The following is a 26,509-nucleotide window of genomic DNA, read 5'->3' on the forward strand; positions in this document are numbered from 1 at the left end:
TCTGACCTTCGGCGATGGTGATGACCTTGCCGCTGTCGAGGGTCACGGTCACCGGACCGTTCTGCGCGGTAACCGGGGCACCGTTCTTGTCGGTCAAGGTGGCGGTGTAGGTGATGGTGCCGTTCTCGTCCACGCTCGGGGTCGCGGTCAGGGTCACCGTGGTGGTGTCGTTGACGTCGTTGACCGTGGTTTCCACCGGGGTCTTGATTGGGTTGATCGCTTCGAGGTTGCCGCCATCGGCCGATTTAATCGACTCGGTCACGGTGGTCGGACCGGTGTAGACGTCGTTGCCGACGCTGACCGGCAGGCTGCCGGAGCTCTGGCCTTCGGCGATGGTGATCACCTTGCCGCTGTCCAACGTCACGGTGACTGGACCGTTCTGCGCGGTGACCGGTTTGCCCTGGGCATCGGTCAGGGTGGCGGTGTAGGTGATGGTGCCGTTCTCGTCCACGCTTGGAGTGGCGGTCAGGGTTACGGTGGTGGTGTCGTTGACGTCGTTGACCGTGGTGGTCACTGGCGTTTTCACCGGATCAATGGACTCGAGGTTGCCGCCGTCGGCCGATTTAATCGACTCGGTCACGGTGGTCGGACCGGTGTAAACGTCGTTGCCCACGGTCACTGGCAGGCTGCCGGAGCTCTGGCCTTCGGCAATGGTGATCACCTTGCCGCTGTCGAGGGTCACGGTCACCGGACCGTTTTGCGCGGTAACCGGTTTGCCCTGGGCATCGGTCAGCGTCGCGGTGTAGGTGATGGTGCCGTTCTCGTCCACGCTCGGGGTCGCGGTCAGGGTTACGGTGGTGGTGTCGTTGACATCGTTGACCGTGGTTTCCACCGGGGTCTTGATTGGGTTGATCGCTTCGAGGTTGCCGCCCACCGCGTCCTTGATGGATTCAGTAACGGTGGTCGGACCGGTGTAGACGTCGTTGCCGACGCTGACCGGCAGGCTGCCGGAGCTCTGGCCTTCGGCGATGGTGATCACCTTGCCGCTGTCGAGGGTCACGGTCACCGGACCGTTTTGCGCGGTGACCGGTTTGCCCTGGGCATCGGTCAGCGTCGCGGTGTAGGTGATGGTGCCGTTTTCGTTCACGCTCGGGGTCGCGGTCAGGGTCACCGTGGTGGTGTCGTTGACGTCGTTGACCGTGGTTTCCACCGGGGCCTTGATCGGGTTGATCGCTTCGAGGTTGCCACCCACCGCGTCCTTGATGGATTCAGTAACGGTGGTCGGACCGGTGTAGACGTCGTTGCCGACGGTCACTGGCAGGCTGCCGGAGCTCTGGCCTTCGGCAATGGTGATCACCTTGCCGCTGTCGAGGGTCACGGTCACCGGACCGTTCTGCGCGGTAACCGGTTTGCCCAGGGCATCGGTCAGGGTCGCGGTGTAGGTGATGGTGCCGTTTTCATCCACGCTCGGCGTCGCGGTCAGGGTCACCGTGGTGGTGTCGCTGACATCGTTGACCGTGGTTTCCACCGGAGTCTTGATCGGGTTGATCGCTTCGAGGTTGCCGCCCACCGCGTCCTTGATGGATTCTGTAACGGTGGTCGGGCCTTGGTAGACGTCGTTGCCCACGGTCACTGGCAGACTGCCGGAGCTCTGGCCTTCGGCGATGGTGATCACCTTGCCGCTGTCGAGGGTCACGGTCACCGGACCGTTCTGCGCGGTAACCGGTTTGCCCTGGGCATCGGTCAGCGTCGCGGTGTAGGTGATGGTGCCGTTCTCGTCCACGCTCGGCGTCGCGGTCAGGGTCACGGTGGTAGTGTCAATCGAGTCAGTGATGGATGTTACTGCCGGTTCTTTACTCGGCACCAGGTTCTCGAAATTGCCGCCCGTGGTACCAATGATGGTGGTGCTGACGGTGCTGCCGTTGACATGGACGTCATTGGCAGGGGTCCCAACCACGACGGTGCCGGTGGTCTGGCCCGCGTCGATGGTAATGACCGAGCCGTTGCTCAAGGTCACGGTCATCGGCGTGCCGGCCGGGTTGGTCAGGGTCGCGGTGTAGGTAATCTGACCGCCTTCGGTGATGTTGCCGGTGGCCGTCAGGGTCAGCCCGGTGTTGTCCACGGAATCGGTGATGGTGGTCACGGCTGGCGCGGTGTTCGGCACCAGGTTCTCGAAATTGCCGCCCGTGGTGCCAGTGATGGTGGTGCTGACGGTGCTGCCGTTGTTATAGACGTCATTGGCCGAGGTCGGCACGTTCACGGTGCCGCTGGTCTGGCCAGCGGCGATAGTGATGGTCGAACCGTTGGACAGAGTGACGGTTACTGGCGTCTGTGCCGGGTTGGTCAGGGTCGCGGTGTAGGTAATCTGACCGCCTTCGGTGATGTTGCCGGTGGCCGTCAGGGTCAGCCCGGTGTTGTCCACGGAATCGGTGATGGTGGTCACGGCTGGCGCGGTGTTCGGCACCAGGTTCTCGAAATTGCCGCCCGTGGTGCCAGTGATGGTGGTGCTGACGGTGCTGCCGTTGTTATAGACGTCATTGGCCGAGGTCGGCACGTTCACGGTGCCGCTGGTCTGGCCAGCGGCGATAGTGATGGTCGAACCGTTGGACAGAGTGACGGTTACTGGCGTCTGTGCTGGATTGGTCAGGGTCGCGGTGTAGGTAATCTGACCGCCTTCGGTGACGGTGTTGCCGGCCGTCAGGGTGACCGTGGTGGTGTCGAGGGTATCGGTGACCTGGGTCGCGGCCGGGGTAGTCGGCGGCGTCACAGTAATGCCGCTGCCGCCGCTGGTGCCGGTGACAGTTACATCGATTTGGGTCGCGTCGTTATAGACAGTGTCGTTCGCAGCCAATGGCACGTTGACTGTGCCGGTGGTCGCGCCTGCGGGAATCACGATCACGGCGCCGTTGGATAACGTGACAATCAGGTCGGTCAGTGGTGCCTGGGTCAGGGTCGCGGTGTACACCAGCACGCCACCAGCCTCGGTGATGGTCGGCGTGGCACTGAGGCTGAGGACTGATTCACTCGGGGAATTGGCGTTGGCGTTGGCATTAACGTTGGCATTAACGTTGGCGTTGGTGGACTGGCTACCCGGGATTTCCAGGGTCGTTTGCCCGGCAGGGTTGATACCCGCGGTTGGGAAACCGATGGTCGGGTCGACACGGCCAGCCGTGGCGTCGAGCATCACGACGCTGTGACCGCCCCCGGCGGCACCGCCAGAACCTGCTGCAGTCGGGCCGGCAGCGGCGGCTTCAAGGTCTTTGGTCGGGTCGGCACCGGCGGCAATGGCTTGTTGCAGCTCTTCTACCGAAGGCGCGGCTTGCGCAGTGGCGGCTGCCAGGTCAGCACTGGAGTCCGGCGCGTCAGCGCTCCATTGGGTGTCACGGCCCAGATCGAGCGTACGGCCATCGGCCAGTTCCAGAGACACGGCACCAGAAAGGCCAGTATCGACCTGGTCGCCGGCAAACAGTTTGTCGCCTTCAACGAGAACTCGGCGGATGCCCTCCGGGGACACCACGAAAACCTGACCGACAATGCTTTTGACGATGGCAACAACACTGCTCATTGAAGACTCTCCGGGGTGTCACGTTCAGTTGACTTCCATAGACCTGATGGCGTCTGCGCCGACCAGTCTGGACGTTCTTTGCAAAATAGATGCACAAATTTGACGCACCAATTCGTCAATATTTTGGCTATAATTTTTCGTTATTAACCTTATGCCAAACTATTGACCTTCTTGGATCCATCCTAAACAATCGTCCCAGTAATGTCACATTGATATTTGAGCTGTGACCCTGTCCTCGGTATGTGATCCAGTTCCGCTTTTGAGCTTTCCGACATACGGTCATTCCGCTCGCCATCTTCCGACACGGCGCGTTTTTCAGTCGTGATTCAAGACAAGAAGTCCTGGGAAATTCCTACAATGCGTTCGCCTTTGTTCATGGCTCTACCTTTCGCTATCGCCGCGTCTTTCGTCCAGGCGCAATCCTTACCAGAAGCCATGCAACAAGCGCTGGATGTCCATCCGGAGGTCCAGGCAGGTGTCAACAGCCGGTTGGCGGCTGATTATCAGTTGAAGGCGGCGAAAGGCGGGTACTTGCCACGGGTCGACCTGCTGGGCGGCTATGGTCGTGAAGGCACCGATAGTGTGACGACGCGAGACGGCAGCAACAATCACTTCGAAACCCTGAACCGCAGTGAATCGAGCTTGCGACTGACCCAAATGGTTTTTGACGGTTTTGCGACGACCAGCGAAGTAGGGCGTCAACAAGCCACCGTCAACTCCCGTGCCTATTCGCTGCTGAGTACTTCCGAGCGTACCGGGCTGACCGTGGCCCAGGTCTATCTCGACGTGCTGACCCGGCGCGAATTCGTGCGCCTGGCCGAGGACAACCTCAAGAGCCACCAACGCATTTACGACCAGATCCAGTTGCGCACCCAACGTGGCGTCGGTAGCGGCGCCGACCTCGATCAGGCCGAGGCGCGGATGGCCCAGGCGCGCAACAACCTGATCACCGAGCAGACCAACCTGGCTGATGCCGAGACCAACTACCTCTCCGCTGTCGGCCAGATGCCCGATCAACTGGAGCGCCCGGCGAGTTTCCTGGCGCTGATGCCGGCCAACCTGAATGAAGCCCGCGCGCAGATGCTGGAAAACAGCCCGATCCTGCGCTCGGCCGAATCCGACATCGCCGCTGCCGAAAAGCAGTACGACACGGCCAAGTCGACCTTCTACCCACGCTTCGATGCTGAGTTGGGTCGCACCGCAGACAACGATATCGATGGTCAGAATGGCCACAACAACGAATGGCAGGCCATGCTGCGCATGCGCTTCAACCTGTATGCCGGCGGCAGCAACAAGGCCGACCTGGAATCAAAGTCCTACCTGTCGAACCAGGCACTGGACATCCGCAACAACGCCCTGCGCCAGTTGAATGAAGAACTTGGCCTGGCCTGGAACGCCCTGAACAACGCCAATGCCCAGGTGCCGATCGCCCAGCAGTACGTTGATCACAGCACCGCCGTGCGTACCGCTTACCAGCGTCAGTTCAGCCTCGGCGAGCGCACTCTGCTCGATTTGCTCGACAGCGAGAACGAGTTGTTCTCCTCTTCTCGCCGTCTGGCGGAGATCAAGAACATTCAGTTATTTACTCAGTACCGAATCAAGGCGACCATGGGCGAGTTGCTCAAGAGCCAGGGAGTGGTCGCACCATTGGCATCCGTTGTGCAGAACGACGTGAAGCCCAAGGTCCAATTGCCCGGTATGAATTGAGCAGGACCTTCATTGTTCAATTGTTAGCCAAGAGTGCCGAGCGTGGAATCAGAAGTCAGTCGGGTTCAACTCATTCATGATCCGCGCGCGTTGCATGACGATCCGTTGCTGGATGGTCTGCTCGCTCTTTGCATGCTGCACCAAAAGCCGGCCAGCGCGGCCATGCTCACCACCGGCCTGCCACTGCCCGAGCAGCGTTTGAGTGTCGAGCTGCTGCCACGCGCGGCGGCTCGCGCGGGGCTGCAAGGCCGGGTGCTGCAGCGCAAGCTGGAGGACATTCCGGCGATTGCCATGCCGGCATTGTTGCTGCTCAAGGACGGTCGCAGTGCCGTCCTGCTTGGCTGGCAAGGCGAAGATCAGGCGCGGGTGCTGCTTAGCGAAAGCGATGGCGGTGAGTCTCTGGTCAGCCGCGAGCTGCTGGCCGACGACTACACCGGCAAAGTCTTTTTTGCCCAGCCGCAGCACAAATTCGACGTCAATCACGGCACGCTGATTCCCCGTGCGCGCTCGTGGTTCCGCGACACCCTCAAGCGTTCGCGCTGGTTGTACGCCGACGCCATTGCCGCCAGTTTCCTGATCAACATCATTGCCATGGCCGCGCCGTTGTTCGTGATGAACGTCTACGACCGTGTCGTGCCGAACCAGGCCGAAGCGACGCTATGGGTGCTGGCCGTCGGCATCTCTGGCGCCTACCTCTTCGACCTGATCCTCAAAAGCCTGCGCAGCCTGTGCCTGGATCTGGCCGGCAAGAAAACCGACCTGATCATCTCGGCCACGCTGTTCGAGCGCATCGTCGGCATGACCATGAAATACCGGCCGGCACGGGTCGGCAGTTTTGCCCAGAACATCCATGAGTTTCAGAGTCTGCGCGATTTCCTCGCCTCGCTGACCCTCACCAGCCTGATCGACCTGCCGTTCACCCTTTTGATTTTCATGGTTATCGCGATCCTCGGCGGCCATCTGGTGTGGATACCGGTGCTGGCATTCCCGATCGCCCTGGCCATCGGCTATGCGTTGCAGAAACCCCTGGTAGCGACCATGGAGCGGACCATGGCGCTGGGGGCCGAGCGTCAGTCGAGCCTGATCGAAACCCTGGCCGGGCTGGATGCGGTAAAGGTCAACAACGCCGAAAGCGAACGCCAGTATCAGTGGGAACAGACCATCGGCACCCTTAGTCGCCTTGAATTGCGGGTGAAGATGCTGTCCGGCCTGGCGATGAACATCACCTTGCTGATCCAGCAACTGGCCGGGGTGATCATGATTGTCTTCGGTGTGTACCAGATCATCGACGGTCACCTGAGCATGGGCGGCCTGATTGCCTGCTACATGCTCAGTGGTCGTGCGCTCAGCCCGCTGGCGTCGCTCTCCGGGTTGCTGACGCGCTATCAGCAGGCGCGGGTGACCATGACGTCCGTCGATCAAATGATGGAACTGCCCCAGGAGCGCAATTTCGAAGAGCGCCCGCTCAGCCGCAAGGTATTGCAGGGCGCCATTGAGTGCCGCCAGCTCAATTTCACGTACCCCCAACAGCAGAACCTGGCGCTGAAGAACATCAATCTGTCGATTCAGCCCGGTGAGAAAATCGGCATCATTGGCCGAAGCGGCTCGGGCAAGAGCTCGCTGGCCAAACTGCTGGTAGGGCTCTATCAGCCCGATGATGGCTCGCTGTTGGTCGATGGTGTGGATATCCGCCAGATCGACGTCAGCGAGCTGCGCTACAACATCGGCTACGTGCCCCAGGACATTCAGTTGCTCGCCGGCACCTTGCGCGACAACCTGGTCTCCGGTGCGCGGTATGTCGAGGATGAACTGGTGCTGCAAGCGGCAGAGCTGGCCGGTGTCCACGAATATGCGCGCCTGCATCCGCAGGGTTATGAGCTGCAAGTGGGCGAGCGCGGGCAGAACCTCTCCGGCGGCCAGCGGCAGAACGTGGCCCTGGCCCGTGCGCTACTGCTCAATCCGCCGATCCTGCTGCTCGACGAACCGACCAGTGCCATGGATAACACCGGTGAAGAGCGCCTCAAGCAGCGCCTGGCCGCCGTGATCGAAAACAAGACCGTGGTGCTGGTGACGCACCGGGCATCGCTGTTGTCGCTGGTGGATCGGCTGATCGTGATCGACCGCGGGCAGATACTCGCCGACGGCCCGAAAGCCGCGGTGATGGAAGCGTTGAAGAAGGGGCAGATCAGTGTTGCTTAAGTCGGGTAAGGGTTCGATCCTTCGCTACTTCAAGGGCTCTTCTTCGCTCCAGGGCCAGCCGCTGCCGGAGGTCAACAAGGCGTTGATCGAAGATGCGCCGCGTGTGGTGCGGCTGACGATCTGGGCGATCATCGCGTTCTTCGTCTTCCTGATGCTCTGGGCCAACTTCGCGGTCATCGACGAAGTGACAAAGGGCGATGGCAAGGCGATTCCATCGTCGAAGATCCAGAAAATCCAGAACCTTGAGGGCGGTATCATTTCCGAGCTGTTCGTCAAGGAAGGCCAGATCGTCGACGCCGGTGCCCCGCTGCTTCGCCTGGATGATACGCGATTTGCCTCGAACGTCGGCGAAACCGAGGCCGATCGGTTGTCGATGGTGCTGCGGGTCGAGCGCCTGAGTGCTGAGGTCGAGGATCGTCCGCTGAATTTCCCCGAGGATGTACTCAAGGCCGTGCCGGGTCAGGCCAAGAGCGAAGAGTCGCTCTATATCAGCCGCCGCCAGCAGTTGCACGACGAGATTGGCGGCTTGCAGGAGCAATTGATCCAGCGCCAGCAGGAGCTGCGCGAGTTCACTTCCAAGCAGGCGCAGTACCGCCAGCAATTGGGCTTCCAGCGTCAGGAAATCAGCATGTCCGAGCCATTGGTGGCCCAGGGCGCGGTATCGCCGGTGGAAGTCCTGCGCCTCAGGCGTGCCGAAGCGGAGACCCGTGGCCAGCTCGACGCCACCACCCTGGCAATTCCGCGAGCCGAGTCGGCGATCAAGGAAGTGCAGCGCAAAATTGACGAAACCCGCGGCAAGTTCCGTAGTGATGCCCTGACCCAACTCAATGAAGCACGCACCGATCTGAACAAGGCCCAAGCCACCGGCAAGGCCCTGGAAGACCGGGTCAGCCGGACGCTGGTCACCTCGCCGGTGCGGGGTATCGTCAACAAGCTGCTGGTCAATACCATTGGCGGGGTTATCCAGCCAGGCAGCGACCTGGTGGAAATCGTACCGCTGGACGACACCTTGCTGGTCGAGGCGAAGATCCGCCCGCAGGACATTGCGTTCCTGCATCCGGGGCAGGAAGCGACGGTGAAATTTACCGCCTATGACTACACCATCTACGGTGGGATGAAGGCCAAGCTGGAACAGATCGGTGCCGACACCATTACCGACGAAGACAAGAAAACCACCTACTACATCATCAAGCTGCGCACCGACCGCAGCCACTTGGGCACCGACGAAAAACCCTTGTTGATCATTCCAGGGATGGTCGCTTCCGTGGACATCATCACCGGCAAGAAGACCGTCCTCAGCTACCTGCTCAAGCCGATCATCCGCGCACGGGCCGAGGCGCTGCACGAGCGGTAGATCTTTAGTGGATTCACTGGCCCCATCGCGGGCAAGCCCGGCTCCCACAAGGTTCTTTGTTGAAACACGATCATGTGTTTGACACAAAAACCTGTGGGAGCCGGGCTTGCCCGCGATGGCGTCAGTCAAAGCACCACAACCCTGTCAGTAAGTGACAAAAAACGTCACTCCACAATCCACGCATCCCTTTTCAATCGCCATATCGTTATTCATTAACGGTATTTAAATTTCAATTCTTATACCTATAAAGTCAATCTCCTGCGTACCTGCCGACCAATCGGCGCGCCGCACGACACGAACCAACACGGGACCTCCGTGAGTTTCTGATCGACGCGCGCGCCTTTGAGCGTGCCGTGCGTGGGAGTGATTTATGTCTGCAGCTTCAGCTTCGCCAAGCATCGCGCCACAACTCTTTGAAATCCGCCCGTTCAGCGGAGCGGTGGGCGCCGAAATCCTCGGCCTCGATTTGTCCCGCCCGATCAATGATCAGGACTTCGCCCGCATTCACCGCGCGCACCTGGACCATCATGTGGTGGTGTTCCGCGACCAACGCATCACCCCGCAACAGCACATCGACTTCAGCCGCCGTTTTGGCGTATTGCAGATCCACGTGCTCAAACAGTTCCTGCTGGCAGGGCATCCGGAAATCCTCATCGTTTCCAACATCGTTGAAAACGGCCAGAACATCGGCCTGGGCGACGCCGGCAAGTTCTGGCATTCCGACCTCTCCTACAAACAACTGCCGAGCCTGGGTTCGATGCTGCATGCCCAGGAGCTGCCAGCGGAGGGCGGCGATACCTTGTTCGCCGACATGCACAAGGCCTGGGACAACCTGCCCGAGGCGCTGCGCAAAGCGGTAGAAGGCCGCTCGGCCGCACACTCCTACACGGCGCGTTACAGCGAAACCAAATTCGAAGGCAACTGGCGCCCGACCCTGACCCCGGAGCAACTGGCCCAGGTCGCCGAAGTCGTCCACCCGGTCGCGCGGACACACCCGGAAAACGGCCGCAAGGCCTTGTTCGTCAGCGAGGGGTTCACCACCCGCATCGTTGGCCTGCCGGAGGACGAGAGCCAGCAACTGTTGGCCGAGCTCTACGCCCACAGCGTGTTGCCGCAAAACATCTACCGCCATCAATGGCAGCCCCATGACCTGGTGTTCTGGGACAACCGTTCGCTGATCCACCTTGCTGCCGGCTGCCCCAGCCATCTGCGCCGCAAGCTGTATCGCACCACCATCCAGGGCGACGCGCCTTTCTGAATTGCCGGAGAATTGATCATGTCCAAACGTCTGCCCTTTGCACCCCTGGCCGCCGCCATCGGCCTGGGTTTCAGCCTGATCGCCGGCAGCCTGGTGGCGCCGACCGTGGCCCACGCCGAAGGTGAAATCCGCATCGCCGAACAGTTCGGCATCGTCTACCTGCTGCTCAACGTGGTGCGCGATCAGAACCTGATCGAGAAGTACGGCAAGCAGGAAGGTATCGACATCAAGGTCGACTGGACCCAGCTCTCGGGCGGCGCGGCCGTCAACGATGCGTTGCTGTCCGGCTCGATCGACATTGCCGGTGCCGGTGTCGGCCCGCTGCTGACCATCTGGGACCGCACCCATGGCAAGCAGAACGTCAAGGCCGTGGCTTCCCTCGGCAACTTTCCGTATTACCTGGTGAGCAATAATCCGAAGGTCAAAACCATCGCCGACTTCACCGAGAAGGACCGCATCGCGGTGCCGGCGGTGGGCGTGTCGGTACAGTCGCGCTTCCTGCAATACGCGGCCGCCAGGCAGTGGGGCGACAAGGAATTCAACCGCCTCGACAAGTACACCATCGCTGTTCCGCACCCCGACGCGACTGCGGCGCTGGTAGCCGGTGGCACCGAGTTGACCGGGCATTTCTCCAACCCGCCATTCCAGGATCAGGCGCTGGAAAATCCCAATGTACACGTGGTGCTGAACACTTATGACCTGCTCGGCCCGAACTCGCCGACCGTGCTGTTCGCCACCGAGAAATTCCGCAACGAGAACCCGAAAACCTACAAAGCCTTCATCGAAGCGCTGACCGAAGCCGCACAGTTTGCGCAGAACGATAAAGGTGCAGCGGCGGACACCTACATCCGCGTGACCAAGGCCAAAATCGACCGCGCCGCGTTGCTGAAAATCATCGACAACCCGCAGTTCGAGTTCAGCGTCACGCCGAAAAACACTTACCCGTTGGCCGAGTTCCTCTACCGTGTCGGCGCGATCAAAAACAAACCGGACTCGTGGAAGGATTATTTCTTCCAGGACGCCAAGCCGCTGCAAGGGAGCTGACCGAAATGAACGCCCCTTTGCAAGACCACACGGTCAGCAAACCGATCGCGGCAGCCCAGGCGCTGCTGTCGGTCGATAACGTCAGCCTCGAGTACCGCACGCCGCAGCGGGTGGTGCGGGCGACCCATCAAGTCAGCTTCGAGATCGATCCGGCGGACCGTTTTGTCCTGCTCGGGCCGTCCGGTTGCGGCAAGTCGACATTGCTCAAGGCTGCTGCCGGCTTCATCCAGCCTGTGGAAGGCGAGATCCGTCTGCAAGGCCAGCGCGTCGATGCGCCGGGGCCGGACCGGATCGTGGTGTTCCAGGAGTTCGATCAACTGCCACCGTGGAAAACCGTCAAACAGAACGTGATGTTTCCACTGCTGGCCTCGAAAACCCTCAAGCGCAAAGAGGCTGAAGCGCGGGCGTTGCACTACCTGGACAAGGTCGGTCTGGCGGCGTTTGCCGATGCCTATCCGCACACCTTGTCCGGTGGCATGAAGGCTCGGGTTGCCATCGCCCGGGCGCTGGCGATGCAGCCGAAAATCCTCCTGATGGACGAACCCTTCGCTGCCCTCGATGCGTTGACCCGACGCAAGATGCAGGAGGAACTGTTGCTGCTCTGGGAGGAAGTGCGCTTCACGCTGCTGTTCGTCACGCACTCCATCGAAGAGGCGCTGGTGGTGGGTAACCGCATTCTGTTGCTGTCACCGCATCCGGGGCGAGTGCGGGCGGAAGTGCACAGCCACCAATACGATTTGCACAGCCTGGGCGGTGTGGCATTTCAGGAATCGGCGCGCCGCATTCACCGGCTGTTGTTCGACGAAGGTCAATCACCGCAAGTCGAGTACGAACTGGATTTCGCTGACATCCGCATCGCGTATTGATCCCGTTGAGAGGAGGGCCCGATGAGCCATTTATCATCCCCGCGTGAAGCGTTCGAAACCGTTTTGCAGCCACTGACCAGCGTGCCGCTGGAGCGTGAACTACCCCTTGGGCAACGCCTGTGGCAACAGGGCTGGTTGCGTAAAAGCCTGATCCTGGTGTTGCTCGCCGTGCTCTGGGAAGCCGTTGCGCAGTTTCAGAACAACGACCTGCTGCTGCCGAGCTTCTTGCAGACCGCTCACGCGCTGTACGACGGCTTGCTCAGTGGCGAGTTGCTGGGCAAGGTGTGGATCTCTTTGGTGGTGTTGCTCAAGGGTTATCTGATCGGCATCGTCCTGGCGTTTGGCCTGACGACGCTGGCGGTGTCGACGCAATTCGGTCGCGACTTGCTCAGTACCCTGACGTCGATGTTCAACCCGTTGCCCGCTATCGCTCTATTGCCGCTGGCGCTGTTGTGGTTCGGCCTGGGGCAGAACAGCCTGATTTTCGTGCTGGTGCACTCGGTGCTTTGGGCCTTGGCGCTGAACACCTACGCCGGGTTTCTCGGCGTCTCGGAAACGCTGCGCATGGCCGGGCGCAACTATGGCCTAAAGGGCATGCGTTTTGTGCTGTTCATCCTGATCCCGGCGGCACTGCCGTCGATCCTCGCCGGGTTGAAAATCGGCTGGGCTTTTGCCTGGCGGACGTTGATTGCTGCCGAGTTGGTGTTTGGCGCGACCAGCGGCAAAGGTGGGTTGGGGTGGTACATCTTTCAGAATCGCAATGAGCTGTATACCGACAAGGTGTTTGCCGGCCTGGCGGTGGTGATTCTGATTGGGTTGCTGGTGGAGAACCTGGTGTTTGATTCGTTGGAGCGGGTGACGGTCAAGCGCTGGGGGATGCAGCGCTGATCGCAAATCCAGAGAGCGCATTCCTCTGCAGGCGCTGCCGAAGGCTGCGATCTTTTGATCTGCTAGCATTGCACATGGATGAATCCTGATCGGCCATGAGTGCCCTGCATGCAACTCCCGGACATGAACCTGTTGGTCGCCCTCGACGCCTTGCTCGACGAGGGCAGTGTGGTGGGCGCGGCGCGGCGGATGAACCTGAGCCCGGCGGCCATGAGCCGGACGTTGACGCGCATCCGCGAGGCCATTGGCGACCCGATCCTGGTGCGCGCCGGCCGCGGCCTGGTGCCCACACCCAAGGCGCTGGAATTGCGCGAGCAAGTGCGCAGCGTGGTGGAGCAGGCCGGGTTGCTGTTTCGGTCGGCCGATGCGGTGGAGCTGAGTTCGCTGCGGCGGCGGTTCAGTATTCGGGCCAACGACTTCTTTGTCGGTGTTTACGGCGGCAAGTTGTTCGCCACCCTCGACCGGCAAGCGCCGCACTGCGAATTGCGTTTCGTCCCGGAAGGCGATGGCGATGATGAGGCCTTGCGCGAAGGGCGGATCGATCTGAGCGTCAGCAACACACGGCCGCTGACCCCGGAAGTGAAGGTTCAGAACCTGTTTTCCACCCACTTCGTCGGCCTGGTGCGCGAGGATCATCCGCTGCTGGACGAAGAGATCACGGCTGAGCGCTATGCCGGTTATTCCCATATCAGCATGTCCCGGCGTGGCATTGCCCGGGGGCCGATCGATACCGCGCTCAATGCCCTCGGCCTGGAGCGGCGGGTGGCGGTGATCGCGCCAAGCTTTCATGCGGCGATGTTTGCCTTGCCCGATTCCGACCTGATCCTGCCGGTGCCCAAGGAAGCCTTGCTGAGTGTGCGGCGGCTGGGGTTGAAACTGCGCTCGTTCAACCTGCCGATTCCGTTGCCGACCCTGATGCTGACCCAGGCCTGGCACCCGCGCTTCGACAAGGACCCGGCGCACCGCTGGCTGCGTGAAACCCTGAAAACCTGCTGCGATGAAACGTGGCTGGCTGCGCAGCCGGACTGAGGTCGAGCGCATCCTCCCCCTGTAGGAGCGAGCTTGCTCGCGATGAACTCAAGAGCGCCGCGTTTAGTCAGTAAACACGCGGCATCGTTAACGACCATCGCGAGCAAGCTCGCTCCTACAGGGGGGTTATCATTGCGTCTGGCGCACTTATAAGCTGCTGATAAGTTGATTTTCGTCAGGCATCACGCTTTTTAGAATGCTTCGGTCTTTCCACGCCGGAGCTCGCAGTACATGACTTCCCTTACGGTCACGGCACCTGTCGCTGCGACCAGCACGGCGGCCGCACCGCCGGTCTTCGGCCCGCGGATCATCATCGGCCTGGTGGGCGTGCTGCTGGCGGTGCTGGTGTCGGGCCTGAACGAGATGGTGACCAAGGTCGCGCTCGCCGACATCCGCGGCGCATTGGCCATCGGCTACGACGAAGGCACCTGGCTGGTCGCCTGTTACACCGCGACGTCGGTGGCGGCCATGGCATTTGCGCCCTGGTGTGCGGTGACGTTCTCGTTGCGGCGTTTCACCCTGTGCGCCATCAGCCTGTTCACCCTGTTGGGTGTGTTGTGCCCCTTCGCCCCGAATTACGAAAGCCTGCTGTTGCTGCGCACCTTGCAAGGCCTGGCGGGCGGCGCACTGCCCCCCATGTTGATGACCGTGGCCCTGCGGTTTCTGCCCGCCAACGTGAAGTTGTATGGCCTGGCCGGTTATGCCCTGACGGCGACGTTCGGCCCGGGCCTGGGTACGCCATTGGCCGGGCTATGGACCGAATACGTCGGTTGGCAATGGACTTTCTGGCAAATCATCGCGCCGTGCCTGATTGCCATGGTCGCGGTAGCGTATGGCTTGCCCCAGGACCCGCTGCGCCTGGAGCGCTTCAAATCCTTCAACTGGCGCGGATTGCTGCTGGGCTTTCCCGCCATCTGCATGCTGGTGATCGGCATCTTGCAGGGCAATCGCCTGGACTGGTTCGAGTCGAACCTGATCTGCGGATTGCTCGGTGGCGGGTTGTTGCTGCTGGTGCTGTTTTTGGGCGGCGAGTGGTCGCAGCCGATGCCGTTTTTCAAGATGCAGATGCTCGGCATCCGTAACCTGTCCTTTGCCCTGTTGACCCTGGCGGGCGTGCTGGTGGTGTTGCAGGCGGTGATCATCATTCCGTCCAGCTACCTGGCGCAGGTCCAGGGTTATCGCCCGGTGCAGACCGCACCGATCATGCTGCTGGCGGCGCTGCCGCAATTGATCGCACTGCCGTTGGTGGCGACGCTGTGCAACTTTCGCCGGGTCGATTGCCGCTGGGTGTTGGGCATCGGCCTGGGCATGCTGGCGTTGTCGTGCGTTGGCGGCTCGCAACTGACGTCCGCGTGGATTCGCGACGATTTCTATGTGCTGCAATGGCTGCAGATTTTCGGTCAGCCCATGGCGGTGTTGCCGCTGCTGATGTTGTCCACCGGTAGCATCAACCCGATGCAAGGGCCGTTCGCATCGGCCTGGTTCAACACCGTCAAAGGCCTGTCGGCGGTCATCGCCACCGGGGTGATCGAAGCGCTGACCACGGCCCGCCTGCATTTTCATTCGACCATGCTGGTCGATCGCCTCGGCAACTCGCCGCTGGTCGAGCGCGACAGCGCAAGTCTCGCTCATCGCTTGCATGAGCAAGCGCTGGTGCTCACGTCCTCTGATCTTTACCTGTGCATGGCCGGTCTCGCCGTGACCTTGATCCTGCTGATTTTCTGGCTGCCGACGCGGATCTATCCGCCGCGCACACCGACCTGAATGCTCCACTGAAACAGAAGGTTTTTATGAACACCCAAGCAAAGCAGAAAGTCGCGGTGGCCGTGGCCGTCGCATTGGTCGTCGGTGGGGCGTTGTACCTGGCAATGCCCGGCCTGTTCGGCAAGCGTACCCGGCAGAACACCAACGATGCTTACGTCTCGGCGGATTTCACCCTGGTCGTGCCGCGGGTTGCCGGGTTTATCAAGGAAGTGCTGGTCGAGGACAACCAGCAGGTCAAGGCGGGGCAATTGCTGGCGCTGATCGATGACCGGGATTTGCGCGCCGCCGCCCAGGCCGCCGACGCTGAAACGCTGGTGGCCAGGGCGCAACTGCAAAACGCCCGGGCGACCCTGGAGCGCCAGGCATCGGTGATTGCCCAGGCGCAATCGTCGGTGGTTTCGGCCAAGGCGGAAATGGCCTTTGCCGAGCATGAATTGAACCGCTACAAGCACCTCGCCGGGGTGGGCGCCGGCACGGTGCAAAATGCGCAACAGGCGCAAACGCGCATCGACCAGGCCTCCGCGCGGCTGGCCAATGCCACGGCGGTACTGGCGGCGGAGCGCAAGCAGGTGGAGATCCTGACGGCCCAGCGCGATGCGGCAGAAGGCGGTCTGAAGCGGGCGCAAGCGACGCTGGAAATGGCCAGCTACGAGTTGTCCTATACGCGAATCGTGGCGCCACAGGACGGTATGGTCGGCGAGCGCGCAGTGCGGGTCGGCGCCTACGTGACGCCGGGCAGCAAGATCCTTGCCGTGGTGCCGCTGGCGCAGGCTTATGTGATGGCCAATTTCCAGGAAACGCAACTGACGGATGTGCAGCCGGGGCAGGCGGTGCAAGTGCGCGTCGACAGCCTGGGCGGTGCGGCACTCAACGGTCGTGTCGACAGCATCGCACCGGCCACCGGGGTGACGTTCGCCGCGATCAAACCGGACAATGCCACTGGCAACTTCACCAAGGTGGTGCAACGGATACCGGTGAAGATCGTGTTGGAGCCGGGGCAGTCGCTGGCCGAGCGCTTGCGGGTGGGGATGTCGGTGGAGGCGAGTATTGATACGGCCACCGCCAAGGCGAAAGAGGTTGTTCAGCGATGAAGATTTTTGTTGGTCGCGCTGACGCCTTCGCGAGCAAGCCCGCTCCCACAGGGGAATGCGGTCAACTGTGGGAGCGGGCTTGCCCGCGAAGAGGCCTGTGGCAGCCACTCACCTTCAGTGCCTTGCTCGTCATGAGCCTCGGCGCCTGTACCGTAGGACCCGATTTCAAAAAGCCCGAAGCCAAACAAATCACCGAATGGGCAAAACCATCAAATGCAGCTACCAGCCAGGCCATCGCCGAAACAATGGCCGAGCGCTGGTGGGAAGTGTTCCATGACCCGCAACTCTCGGCCTTGAGCCAGCGCGCCCTGACCGACAACCTCGACCTGAAGCTGGCCGGCAGCCGTTTGCAGCAAAGTCGTGCGGTGCGCCAGGTCATCACTGCCAACCGCTACCCAAACACGGCCGCCAGTGGCAGTTACGGGCGCAATCGCAACAGTGGTGAAGGCTTGAACGACCCGTCAGGACACAATGGCCAGTCGGCTTTCAATCTGTGGAATGCCGGCTTTTCCGCTTCCTGGGAGCTGGACTTCTGGGGCCGCGTGCGTCGGGAAACCGAAGCGGCCGACGCCACTTTGGAAGTCGCCGAGAACGACCGGCGTGGTGTGTTGCTGTCGGTGCTGGCCGAAACTGCCCAGGACTACATTCAACTGCGCGGTGTGCAGAACACCCGGCTCGTCACCGAACAGAACCTCGACGTCGCCCGCCATAGCCTGAAGCTTTCGCAACTGCGCCTGGCCGACGGCGTCGCGACGGATCTGGATGTCGCCGAAGCCGCCGCGCAGGTGGCGGCCATCGAATCGCGTCTGCCCGCGCTGGAGCAGCGCCAGTGGCAACTGATCAATGCCTTGAGCCTGTTGATGGGCGAAGCACCCCAGGCATTGGCGGCGCAGTTATCCACAGACGCCCCGGTGCCACAAACGCCGCGCCAGGTCGCCATTGGCTTGCCCTCGCAACTGGCTGAACGTCGACCGGACATTCGCCAGGCCGAAGCGCGACTGCATGCCGCCACGGCCAGCATTGGCGTGGCCAAGGGGGATTTCTATCCGCGAATCATCCTGTCGGGGAACATCGGCTCCCAGGCCATGCAGCTGAGCGATTTTGGCTCCTGGGGTTCGCGTTCGTTCGGGATCGGCCCGCAATTGAGCTTGCCGTTGTTCGACGGTGGCCGTTTGCGGGGCGTGCTCCAATTGCGCGAAGCACAACAACAGGAAGCGGCCATTGCCTATCAGCAAACCGTGTTGCGCGCCTGGCATGAAATCGATGACCAACTGACCGCTTACAACGCCAGCCAATTACGCCGCGACAGCCAGGCCGAAGCCGTGCGTCAGAACCGCATTGCGCTGGACACCGCGCAACAGCAGTACGTTGAGGGCGTGGTGGATTTCGTCACCGTACTCACCGTGCAAGGGGCGCTGCTGGCCACGCAGGAGCAGTGGGTCGAGAGTTCGACCGGCGTGTCGCTGGCAGCCGTCGGGTTGTACAAGGCGTTGGGTGGGGGTTGGGAGTCGGTGTATCCGTTAGCCGAGACGGCGCAGCGCTGACGGTCCATGGACTCGGGTTGAATCTGGCTGATCGGCACCGCCGACGTGCCGGACGAGTTTGCACCGTTGCCGGTGTTGCCGCCAGGTTGTACCTGGCCGGCAACACCGGGCAATGAAAGAGAGGGTTGCAGCCTTCAGGGTTTCGACGACAAGTCAGCCATGCCCTTGAGCAACTCGATCGGCAACGGAAAGACGATGGTCGAGCTCTTGTCGCCGGCAATCGAACTCAGGGTCTGCATGTAGCGCAGTTGCATGGCCCCCGGTTGGCGGCCCAGCATTTCGGCGGCCTGCATGAGTTTTTCCGAGGCCTGCAATTCGCCTTCGGCGTGGATCACCTTGGCGCGCCGTTCCCGCTCGGCTTCAGCCTGCCTGGCAATGGCACGGACCATCGATTCGTTGAGGTCCACGTGCTTGATCTCGACGTTGGCGACCTTGATGCCCCAGGCGTCGGTCTGGGCGTCGAGCACTTGCTGGATGTCCAGGTTCAACCGTTCGCGCTCGGCCAGCAGTTCGTCCAGTTCGTGTTTACCCAGCACCGCCCGCAACGTGGTTTGCGCCAATTGGCTGGTGGCGGCCAGGAAATCCTCGACCTGGATGATGGCCTTCTGCGGATCGAGCACGCGGAAATACAGCACCGCGTTGACCTTGACCGACACGTTGTCGCGGGTGATCACGTCTTGCGGCGGCACGTCCAGCACCACGGTGCGCAAATCGACCCTGACCATTTGCTGGACCACCGGAATCAGCAGGATCAGGCCGGGACCCTTGACCTGCCAGAAGCGCCCGAGCTGGAACACCACCCCGCGCTCGTACTCGCGCAGGATGCGGAACGTCGACCCCGCCAGTGCGATGAGCAACAGCAGTAGCGCGACAAGACCCAATTGCAAACCCATGACTATTCTCCGCCCGGCGCCGCGTCAGCCGCGGCCACTTGCAGCAGCAAGCCCTTGCGCCCCACCACCCGCACCTGTTGTCCGGGTTGCAGCGGCGTCGCGCTGAGCACTTGCCATTGTTCTCCTTGCAAATGAATCCAGCCGCCATAGGCGTTGCCGGCCTGCAATGACGTCACTGCCGTCACGCTACCGAGCAGCCCGGCATCACCACTGACGATGTGGCGCGGTCGGGTCTTCAGGGCGTGAATCACCAGGTAGATCAGTAGCAGCGCGCTGACCACCGCCAGGCCGATCATCAACGGCACGGGCACTTCGGTGTTGGACAGGATGACCGCGCCGATCACGAACATCACGATGCCGCCCAGGCCGATCACGCCGTAATTGGGCAGGGCCGCTTCGGCGATCAGGAATGCGATGCCGAAGGTGATCAGCCAGATTCCCACGGGATTGGGCACCAGCAACACAACCGTGTCGGCAGCGAAGGCCGATCCGCTCAACGCCAACAGCAACGCAACTGCACAACAACGCGTGTTCACTTGACCCTCCGGGAGAGTCGTGGAGTGGCTCTGAGTACAGTTTAGTTGAGCCTCAACCTGTATGAATTTTGCTCAATTGTCGTCGTCGGCCGATGGGCGGATTTCCCACCGGATCACGCCGGCGGGCCTAGACTTTTACTACGCAAGCAACGCTTTAACCATCGTCTGCCAGCGATCACGGCGGACACCGAGGTGCATCATGCGTATGGCAAGAACCGTGCAGCGAAGCCTGGAAAAGGCTCAATGCGAATATGACATCGTCAGCCACCCCCATTCGGCCAGCAGCCTCGAAACGGCGCGGGTCGCCGGTATTCCTGCCGAACGGGTGGCCAAATCGGTGATCCTCGACGATCACCATGGGCACTACCTGATGGCCGTGCTGCCCGCCAGCCGTCACCTTGACCTGAGCAAGGTCCGCAGCAGCGGTGAGTGGCAGGTTTCCCGGGAAAGCAACCTGGCGCACCTGTTCGACGATTGCGAGCGCGGTGCCGTACCGGCGCTGGGTGAGTCCTATGGATTGGAAGTGGTCATCGACCCGCTGCTGACCCGGCAGAAAGACATCTATCTGGAGGCCGGCAACCACGTCAACCTGGTGCGCATGGACATGCCCGAGTTCCTGAAAATGGTGCCGCATGCGGAGGTGCGGGAGTTGAGTCATTGAGTTTTGTTTCGTCAATGCTGACGTCTTCGCGGGCAAGCCCGCTCCCACAAGGTTCGGTATCAAACACAAAACCTGTGGGAGCGGGCTTGCCCGCGAATGACCGCGCAGCGGTCCCCCTGAATTGGTCCCCAGGAGTTCGACATGGAAAACCCAACCCACAACCTCCCTTCGCTGTTCAAACAACTCGGCCTGCCGGACGACGCCGAAAGCATCGATAAATTCATCGCCACCCATTCACCGCTCAAACCGGAACTGCACCTTGCGGATGCATTTTTCTGGAGCCCGAGCCAGGCGGAGCTTCTGCGTGAGGAGATACTCGATGACGCAGATTGGGCCGAGGTGGTGGATCAGCTGGATGTGATGTTGAGGAAGGGGCGGGGGGTGTAAATAACGGATAGGTGGCGGTCCACGGAGGTTGCTCTGATCGAATTAATTGACCAAAATTAAGACCTTATTTGAGGTCTTAATTATGCAGAATGTTTTGGCCGATATGGCTGTCAGCGTGTCTGAACTAAAGAAAAACCCCTCTGCCGTTTTGAATGGCGCTCATGGAGGGCCTGTCGCGGTGCTCAATCACAATCGCGTCATGGGCTACATGGTTCCTGCCGATGTGTTCGAAGCCATGATGGAGCGCCTTGATGATTTGGAGTTGGCGGAACTCGTGCGTTCTCGTCGTCATGAAACGCCGATCCCGGTAACGCTGGATGACTTATAAGCTCGAATTTCTCCCGTCTGCACGCAAAGAATGGGACAAGCTGGGGCACACAGTACGTGAGCAATTCAAAAAGAAGCTGTCAGAGCGGCTTGAGGTGCCTCGAATCCAGTCTGACGCGCTGCATGGCATGCCTGACTGCTACAAGATCAAGCTGAGGTCATCGGGATATCGACTCGTCTACGAGGTGATAGATGAGCGCATTGTTGTTTCTGTCGTTGCAGTAGGAAAGCGCGAACACAGTGAGGTGTATGAGCGCGCCAGGCAACGTTGAGGGCTCTCGGCAGGTCGCTGTTACGTAATTGTTTCAAAACTTGACGGAAAATCCTCTCCAATGCAATATTGATAGTTAGCAAACTAACAGTGTGTATTTTCCCTCGTGCCGAACAACCTCGACGTTCTCCAGATGAACATCAGCAGCGCCATGGTGGTGGCCGCCAGGCATTGGCGCAAAATCTGCCAGACCACGCTGGTCAACTATGGCATCTCCGAAGCCTGCGCCGTTCCGCTGTTGATGATCGGGCGCTTGGGCGAGGGCGTGCGCCAGGTGACGGTGGCGCAAGCAGCAGGGATGGAGAGTCCATCGCTGGTGCGCCTGCTTGATCAACTGTGCCATTCCGGTTACGTCTGCCGGACCGAAGACGCGCAGGACCGTCGCGCCAAATGCCTGAGCCTGACCGACGCCGGCCGGGAGCTGGTGCAGGCGGTCGAAGTGGAGTTGGTACGTTTGCGCCAGGAAGTCCTGGAAGGCATTGACCCGAGTGATCTGGAAGCTACGTTGCGGGTACTGAGAGCCTTTGAAGCGGCCACGCCGCCATCGGTGGCCAACTCTTGAACGGTTTTTTTGCAGGCATGCCCCCGGCGCGAGACTGGTTCTATGGGGTCCGCACCTTCGCCGCCTCGATGATTGCGCTGTACATCGCCCTGCTCATGCAAATGCCGCGTCCGTACTGGGCGATGGCCACGGTGTACATCGTTTCCAGCCCGTTTCTCGGCCCTACCAGCTCCAAGGCGTTGTACCGGGCAGTCGGCACCTTTATCGGCGCTGCGGCGGCGGTTCTGTTCGTGCCGATGTTCGTGCAGAGCCCCTACGTGCTGGTGGTGGTGATTGCACTGTGGACCGGCACGCTGCTGTTTCTGTCCCTGCATTTGCGCACCGCGAACAACTACGCCTTGATGCTCGCCGGTTACACTTTGCCGTTGATCGCCCTGCCGGTGGTGAACAACCCGCTGGGGGTGTGGGACGTGGCCGAGGCGCGGACCGAAGAAATCTTTCTCGGCATCGCCGTGGCGGCGGTGGTCGGTGCCATGTTCTGGCCGCGGCGCCTGGCGCCGGTGTTCAATGATTCGGTGAGTAAATGGTTTACCGATGCATCGACCTACAGCCTGCGCTTCCTCAGTCGTAACGTGCAGCCTGAAGAAGTCAGCGCGTTGCGTGCATCGATGGTCGCCACGTTCAATTCCCTGGAGTTGATGATCGGTCAGTTGCCCCACGAAGGTTCGCGTCCGCAGACGGTGCGTAATACCAAGGAGTTGCGTGGGCGGATGATTCACCTGCTGCCGGTAGTCGATGCCCTCGACGACGCGCTTTATGCCCTGGAACGGCGTACGCCCGAGCTTGTGGACAAGTTCGCGCCGTTGCTCACGGCCACCACTGAATGGCTCGGGCACAAGGATGCCGACCTCGACCGCTGGCAAGCACTGAAGGATCAACTGGAAGCCCTGCAACCCGCCTCCGAAGAGCTGGATGACCGCAAGCAGCTGCTGTTCTCCAATGCCATCTACCGTCTCGGCGAGTGGATCGATTTGTGGCAGGACTGCCGCAGCCTGCAATACGCCATCCAGTGCGAAAGCCAGGACAGCTGGCGCGCGGTGTATCGGCACTGGCGGCTGGGGCGGCTATCCCCGTTTCTGGATCGCGGCCTGATGTTGTATTCCGCGGCTTCCACCGTCACCGCGATTATCGTGGCCTCGGTGTTGTGGATTCTGCTCGGCTGGACCGATGGCGGCAGCGCCGTGATCCTCGCGGCGGTGGCGTGCAGCTTCTTCGCCTCGATGGACGACCCGGCGCCGCAGATTTACCGGTTCTTTTTCTGGACGGCGATGTCGGTGGTGTTCGCCAGCCTTTATCTGTTTCTGGTGCTGCCCAACCTGCATGACTTTCCGATGCTGGTGCTGGCGTTTGCCGTGCCGTTCATTTGTGTCGGCACCCTGACGGTCAAGCCGCAGTTTTACCTGGGCATGCTGCTGACCCTGGTCAACACCTCGTCCTTCATCAGTATTCAGGGTGCCTACGACGCCGACTTCCTCAGTTTCGCCAACTCCAATCTGGCCGGTCCCATGGGGCTGCTGTTCGCGTTCATCTGGACCCTGATCGCCCGGCCGTTCGGGGCCGAGCTGGCAGCCAAGCGCCTGACCCGTTTCAGCTGGCGTGACATTGTCGGCCTCTCCGAGCCGGCCACGTTGTCCGAACATCGGCTGTTGGGCATAAAGATGCTCGATCGGCTGATGCAGCACCTGCCGCGCCTGGCCATGACCGGCCAGGACTCCGGCGTGGCGCTGCGGGAAGTGCGGGTGGCGCTGAATCTGCTGGACCTGCTGGCCCATACGCCGCGGGTCCTCGGTGTGCCGCAGGTGCTGCTGCGCCAGGTGGTGGCCGAGGTTGGCGAGTACTTCAAGGCCTGTCTCAAGGCCGGTGAGCGCTTGCCGGCACCGAGCCCGCTGCTGATGACCCTCGACCGCACACGTCGCGCCCTCAGTGGTGCCGGCGATGACGAAACCCGTCGGCATCTGCTGCACGCCCTGAGCGGCCTGCGCCTGGCATTGCTGCCCGGCGTCGAATTCGTCGGCGCCGCCGAGCCCGAAGAACCGCTTCCCCATGGCATTGATGGAGCGCCTTTATGATCGGTGACCTGGATGTCAGCGGGGTATTCCTGCCCACGCTGCTGGTGCTGATGGGCATTACCTATGTGTTGTATCTGTTGGTGCACGGGGTGCTGACGCGCCTGCACTTTTACCGTCTGGTCTGGCACCGGGCATTGTTCAACGTGGCCCTCTACGCCCTGCTGCTTGGCGCCGTGGACTCACTCAGTCGATACCTGATGACATGAAAAAACCCTTTCTAACCCTTGGTCGCGTGGTGTTGACCCTGCTGATCGTGAGCTTCGCCGTGGTCGTGGTCTGGCGCATGGTGATGTATTACATGTTCGCGCCCTGGACCCGCGATGGGCACATCCGTGCCGACATCGTGCAAATCGCGCCGGATGTATCCGGGCTGATTCAGCAAGTGGAGGTGCGTGACAACCAGTTGGTCAAGCGCGGCCAGGTGCTGTTCAGCATCGATCCGGACCGCTTCAAGCTGGCACTGCGCCAAGCGAAAGCGGCTGTCGCCGACCGCGAAGAAACCCTGGCCCAGGCCCAGCGCGAGGCCAAGCGAAACAAAGGTCTCGGTAATCTGGTGCCGGCTGAGCAACTGGAAGAAAGCCAGTCGAAAGTGGCCCGCGCCCAAGTGGCCTTGATGGAAGCCCAGGTGGCGGTGGACAGCGCACAGCTGAACCTCGACCGCTCGGTGATCCGCAGCTCGGTGGACGGCTACGTCAACGACCGTGCGCCAAGGACCCAGGAGTTCGTCAGCGCCGGGCGTCCGGTGTTGTCGGTGGTCGACAGCAATTCGTTCCACATCGACGGCTATTTCGAAGAAACCAAACTGAACGGCATCCATATCGGCCAGAGCGTCGACATCCGGGTGATCGGCGACAATGCGCGCTTGCGCGGGCACGTAGAAAGCATCGTTGCCGGTATCGAAGACCGCGACCGCACCAGCGGCAACAACCTGCTGCCCAACGTCAACCCGGCCTTCAGTTGGGTGCGCCTGGCCCAACGGATTCCGGTGCGCATCGCTTTCGATGACGTGCCGGAAGATTTCCGCATGATCGCCGGGCGCACCGCCACGGTATCGATCATCGACGATCAGCAACGGGAGCCGGCGCAATGAGCAAGGCCTCGGGTTTGGCGGTCGCCGGTTTAGGTTTGCTGCTGTCGGCGTGCCAGATGGTCGGGCCGGATTATCACTTGCCCGAAGAGGCGGCTGTTCATCGCCCGGATATCCAGGGCGATCTGGCGGTCGACGGCAAAACGGTGGTGTCCGCACCGGTGCCGGCCGATTGGTGGCGCCTGTACAAGGACCCGCGACTCGACCAGCTGGTACAGCAGGCCATGGCCACAAACACCGATTTGCGCGTGGCAGCAGCCAGCCTGTCGCGGTCTCGCGCTCAGGTGGATGAGGCCGAAGCGGCGGGCGGCTGGAGCGGCGGCGTGCAGATGGGCGCCCAGCGCTTGCAGGAGTCCGGCCAGGCGTTCCTGCTACCGGAAAAAGTGCCGGTGGCCAACATTGGCGACATCGGCATCAGCGCGTCCTACCAGTTCGACCTGTTCGGGACCTTGCAACGCGGTATCGAAGCGGCCAAGGCCAATGCCGATGCGACGCAGGCCGCCGCCGATACGGCACGCATCACCGTGGTGGCCGACGTGGTGCGGGCCTACACCCAGGTGTGCGCGGCCAATGAAGAGCGGGAAATCGCCCAGCACTCCCTCGACCTGCAAGCGCAAAGCACCACACTGATCCAGCGCCTGCGCGATGCCGGGCGTGGCGATGAAACCCAGGTCACCCGCTCGCAAACCCAATTCAAATCCCTGCGCGCCGACATGCCGCGCTATGAGGCCTCACGTCAGGCCGGGCTGTATCGCCTGTCGATGTTGCTGGCCAAACCGGTGGACCAACTGCCGGCCGGCACCGCCACCTGCGACGAGCTGCCGAAAATCGCGCAATTGGTCCCGGTGGGCGATGGCGCCGCGCTACTCAAGCGTCGCCCCGATGTGCGGCAGGCCGAGCGGCGGCTGGCGGCCGCGACGGCCGGTATCGGGGTCGCCACGGGTGAGCTGTACCCGAATATCAGCATCGGCGCGACCATCGGTACCGTCGGTATCCTCGACGATCTCGGCGACCCGTCGACCAACCGCTGGGGCTTCGGCCCGTCGCTGACCTGGAAGGTGCCGACCAACGGCGCCCGGGCGCGCATCCGCGAAGCCGAAGCGGTGACCCAGGCAACGCTGGCGCATTTCGATGGGGTGGTGCTCAACGCGATTCGTGAAACCCAGACCAGCCTTGCCCAATACACGGCCTTGCTGCAACGCCGCGACGCCCTGGCCGATGCCGAGCAATCGGCAAAACTGGCGGCCGAACAGACCCATCGCTTCTTCCAGGCCGGCCGCGAATCGTTCCTGGCTGACCTGCAAGCGACCCGCACCTACACGGATGTCACGGCGCAATTGGCCGCTGCCAACACCCGGGTAGCCGCCAGCCAGATCGATTTGTTCCTGGCGTTGGGCGGCGGCTGGGAAAGCGGACGAACGCAAGCGTCGAACTCCGGCAAACCCTGAGGCCGTTGCTATGCTTTGA

23 protein-coding genes are annotated in these 26,509 nt (G+C 61.5%); 20 read left to right on the forward strand and 3 right to left on the reverse strand.

What is annotated here, in order from left to right; translation table 11 throughout:
- Positions 1 to 3,505 (reverse strand): retention module-containing protein (locus BSF40_RS06125; RefSeq protein WP_141249709.1); only part of this gene is annotated, 3,505 nt, incomplete at its 3' end.
- 357 nt (positions 3,506 to 3,862) lie between these two features.
- On the opposite strand from BSF40_RS06125, the gene BSF40_RS06130 reads away from it, so the two are divergent.
- The 11 genes from BSF40_RS06130 to BSF40_RS06185 all read left to right on the forward strand — a co-directional run bounded on the left by BSF40_RS06130 (position 3,863) and on the right by BSF40_RS06185 (position 18,249).
- Positions 3,863 to 5,212 (forward strand): TolC family outer membrane protein, encoded by a 1,350-nt coding sequence (locus tag BSF40_RS06130; RefSeq protein ID WP_095964445.1) that lies wholly within the window; start codon positions 3,863 to 3,865, stop codon positions 5,210 to 5,212.
- 42 nt (positions 5,213 to 5,254) lie between these two features.
- Positions 5,255 to 7,411, forward strand: a complete 2,157-nt coding sequence (locus BSF40_RS06135) for a type I secretion system permease/ATPase (RefSeq protein ID WP_095964446.1) — start codon at positions 5,255 to 5,257, stop codon at positions 7,409 to 7,411.
- Positions 7,401 to 8,765, forward strand: a complete 1,365-nt coding sequence (locus BSF40_RS06140; protein WP_095964447.1) for an HlyD family type I secretion periplasmic adaptor subunit — start codon at positions 7,401 to 7,403, stop codon at positions 8,763 to 8,765. Before BSF40_RS06135 ends, BSF40_RS06140 begins: the two co-directional genes overlap by 11 nt.
- A gap of 370 nt (positions 8,766 to 9,135) precedes the next feature.
- On the forward strand, positions 9,136 to 10,023 hold the full coding sequence (locus tag BSF40_RS06145; RefSeq protein ID WP_095964448.1) for a TauD/TfdA family dioxygenase: 888 nt from the start codon (positions 9,136 to 9,138) through the stop codon (positions 10,021 to 10,023).
- An 18-nt stretch (positions 10,024 to 10,041) separates the two neighbouring features.
- On the forward strand, positions 10,042 to 11,067 hold the full coding sequence (locus tag BSF40_RS06150) for an ABC transporter substrate-binding protein (protein ID WP_015092949.1): 1,026 nt from the start codon (positions 10,042 to 10,044) through the stop codon (positions 11,065 to 11,067).
- Between the two features lie 5 nt (positions 11,068 to 11,072).
- Positions 11,073 to 11,933, forward strand: a complete 861-nt coding sequence (locus tag BSF40_RS06155; RefSeq protein ID WP_095964449.1) for an ABC transporter ATP-binding protein — start codon at positions 11,073 to 11,075, stop codon at positions 11,931 to 11,933.
- A 21-nt stretch (positions 11,934 to 11,954) separates the two neighbouring features.
- A complete protein-coding gene (locus tag BSF40_RS06160) occupies positions 11,955 to 12,821 on the forward strand; it encodes an ABC transporter permease (RefSeq protein WP_095964450.1) in 867 nt (288 codons plus the stop codon).
- A gap of 108 nt (positions 12,822 to 12,929) precedes the next feature.
- Positions 12,930 to 13,850 carry a LysR family transcriptional regulator gene (locus BSF40_RS06165; RefSeq protein WP_095964451.1) on the forward strand — a complete coding sequence of 307 codons (921 nt, stop codon included), beginning with the start codon at positions 12,930 to 12,932 and terminating at the stop codon, positions 13,848 to 13,850.
- 231 nt (positions 13,851 to 14,081) lie between these two features.
- The gene (locus BSF40_RS06175; RefSeq protein WP_095964452.1) at positions 14,082 to 15,614 is read left to right on the forward strand and encodes an MFS transporter; all 1,533 of its coding nucleotides are present in this window, start codon (positions 14,082 to 14,084) and stop codon (positions 15,612 to 15,614) included.
- Positions 15,615 to 15,640: 26 nt separating this feature from the next.
- Positions 15,641 to 16,705, forward strand: a complete 1,065-nt coding sequence (locus tag BSF40_RS06180; RefSeq protein WP_095964453.1) for an HlyD family secretion protein — start codon at positions 15,641 to 15,643, stop codon at positions 16,703 to 16,705.
- Positions 16,702 to 18,249 (forward strand): efflux transporter outer membrane subunit, encoded by a 1,548-nt coding sequence (locus tag BSF40_RS06185; protein ID WP_095964454.1) that lies wholly within the window; start codon positions 16,702 to 16,704, stop codon positions 18,247 to 18,249. The genes BSF40_RS06180 and BSF40_RS06185 overlap by 4 nt, the downstream gene beginning before the upstream one ends.
- A 134-nt stretch (positions 18,250 to 18,383) precedes the next feature.
- Here BSF40_RS06185 and BSF40_RS06190 read toward each other — a convergent pair whose 3' ends face one another.
- Both BSF40_RS06190 and BSF40_RS06195 read right to left on the reverse strand, forming a co-directional pair.
- Positions 18,384 to 19,142, reverse strand: a complete 759-nt coding sequence (locus tag BSF40_RS06190) for a slipin family protein (RefSeq protein ID WP_095964455.1) — start codon at positions 19,140 to 19,142, stop codon at positions 18,384 to 18,386.
- A 2-nt stretch (positions 19,143 to 19,144) separates the two neighbouring features.
- Positions 19,145 to 19,678, reverse strand: a complete 534-nt coding sequence (locus BSF40_RS06195) for an NfeD family protein (RefSeq protein WP_095964456.1) — start codon at positions 19,676 to 19,678, stop codon at positions 19,145 to 19,147.
- Between the two features lie 199 nt (positions 19,679 to 19,877).
- On the opposite strand from BSF40_RS06195, the gene BSF40_RS06200 reads away from it, so the two are divergent.
- The 9 genes from BSF40_RS06200 to BSF40_RS06240 all read left to right on the forward strand — a co-directional run bounded on the left by BSF40_RS06200 (position 19,878) and on the right by BSF40_RS06240 (position 26,490).
- Entirely contained in the window at positions 19,878 to 20,339 is a 462-nt protein-coding gene (locus BSF40_RS06200; RefSeq protein ID WP_007975646.1) for an aminoacyl-tRNA deacylase, read from the forward strand.
- Between the two features lie 141 nt (positions 20,340 to 20,480).
- Positions 20,481 to 20,726, forward strand: coding sequence for a DUF2789 domain-containing protein (locus BSF40_RS06205; RefSeq protein ID WP_046040688.1), 246 nt, complete (start codon positions 20,481 to 20,483; stop codon positions 20,724 to 20,726).
- Positions 20,727 to 20,808: 82 nt separating this feature from the next.
- On the forward strand, positions 20,809 to 21,054 hold the full coding sequence (locus tag BSF40_RS06210; protein WP_007975643.1) for a type II toxin-antitoxin system prevent-host-death family antitoxin: 246 nt from the start codon (positions 20,809 to 20,811) through the stop codon (positions 21,052 to 21,054).
- Positions 21,044 to 21,325 carry a type II toxin-antitoxin system RelE/ParE family toxin gene (locus BSF40_RS06215; RefSeq protein WP_095964457.1) on the forward strand — a complete coding sequence of 94 codons (282 nt, stop codon included), beginning with the start codon at positions 21,044 to 21,046 and terminating at the stop codon, positions 21,323 to 21,325. The genes BSF40_RS06210 and BSF40_RS06215 overlap by 11 nt, the downstream gene beginning before the upstream one ends.
- Before the next feature lie 132 nt (positions 21,326 to 21,457).
- Entirely contained in the window at positions 21,458 to 21,886 is a 429-nt protein-coding gene (locus tag BSF40_RS06220) for a MarR family winged helix-turn-helix transcriptional regulator (RefSeq protein WP_172435674.1), read from the forward strand.
- Positions 21,883 to 23,955 carry an FUSC family protein gene (locus tag BSF40_RS06225; protein WP_095964459.1) on the forward strand — a complete coding sequence of 691 codons (2,073 nt, stop codon included), beginning with the start codon at positions 21,883 to 21,885 and terminating at the stop codon, positions 23,953 to 23,955. The genes BSF40_RS06220 and BSF40_RS06225 overlap by 4 nt, the downstream gene beginning before the upstream one ends.
- On the forward strand, positions 23,952 to 24,161 hold the full coding sequence (locus BSF40_RS06230) for a DUF1656 domain-containing protein (protein ID WP_007975639.1): 210 nt from the start codon (positions 23,952 to 23,954) through the stop codon (positions 24,159 to 24,161). The genes BSF40_RS06225 and BSF40_RS06230 overlap by 4 nt, the downstream gene beginning before the upstream one ends.
- Positions 24,158 to 25,045 (forward strand): HlyD family secretion protein, encoded by an 888-nt coding sequence (locus BSF40_RS06235; RefSeq protein WP_095964460.1) that lies wholly within the window; start codon positions 24,158 to 24,160, stop codon positions 25,043 to 25,045. The genes BSF40_RS06230 and BSF40_RS06235 overlap by 4 nt, the downstream gene beginning before the upstream one ends.
- Positions 25,042 to 26,490, forward strand: a complete 1,449-nt coding sequence (locus tag BSF40_RS06240) for an efflux transporter outer membrane subunit (protein ID WP_095964461.1) — start codon at positions 25,042 to 25,044, stop codon at positions 26,488 to 26,490. Before BSF40_RS06235 ends, BSF40_RS06240 begins: the two co-directional genes overlap by 4 nt.
- Positions 26,491 to 26,509: the final 19 nt, after the last annotated feature.

Source organism: Pseudomonas sp. ACN5 (assembly GCF_002303975.1).
Taxonomy (GTDB): domain Bacteria; phylum Pseudomonadota; class Gammaproteobacteria; order Pseudomonadales; family Pseudomonadaceae; genus Aquipseudomonas; species Aquipseudomonas laurylsulfatiphila.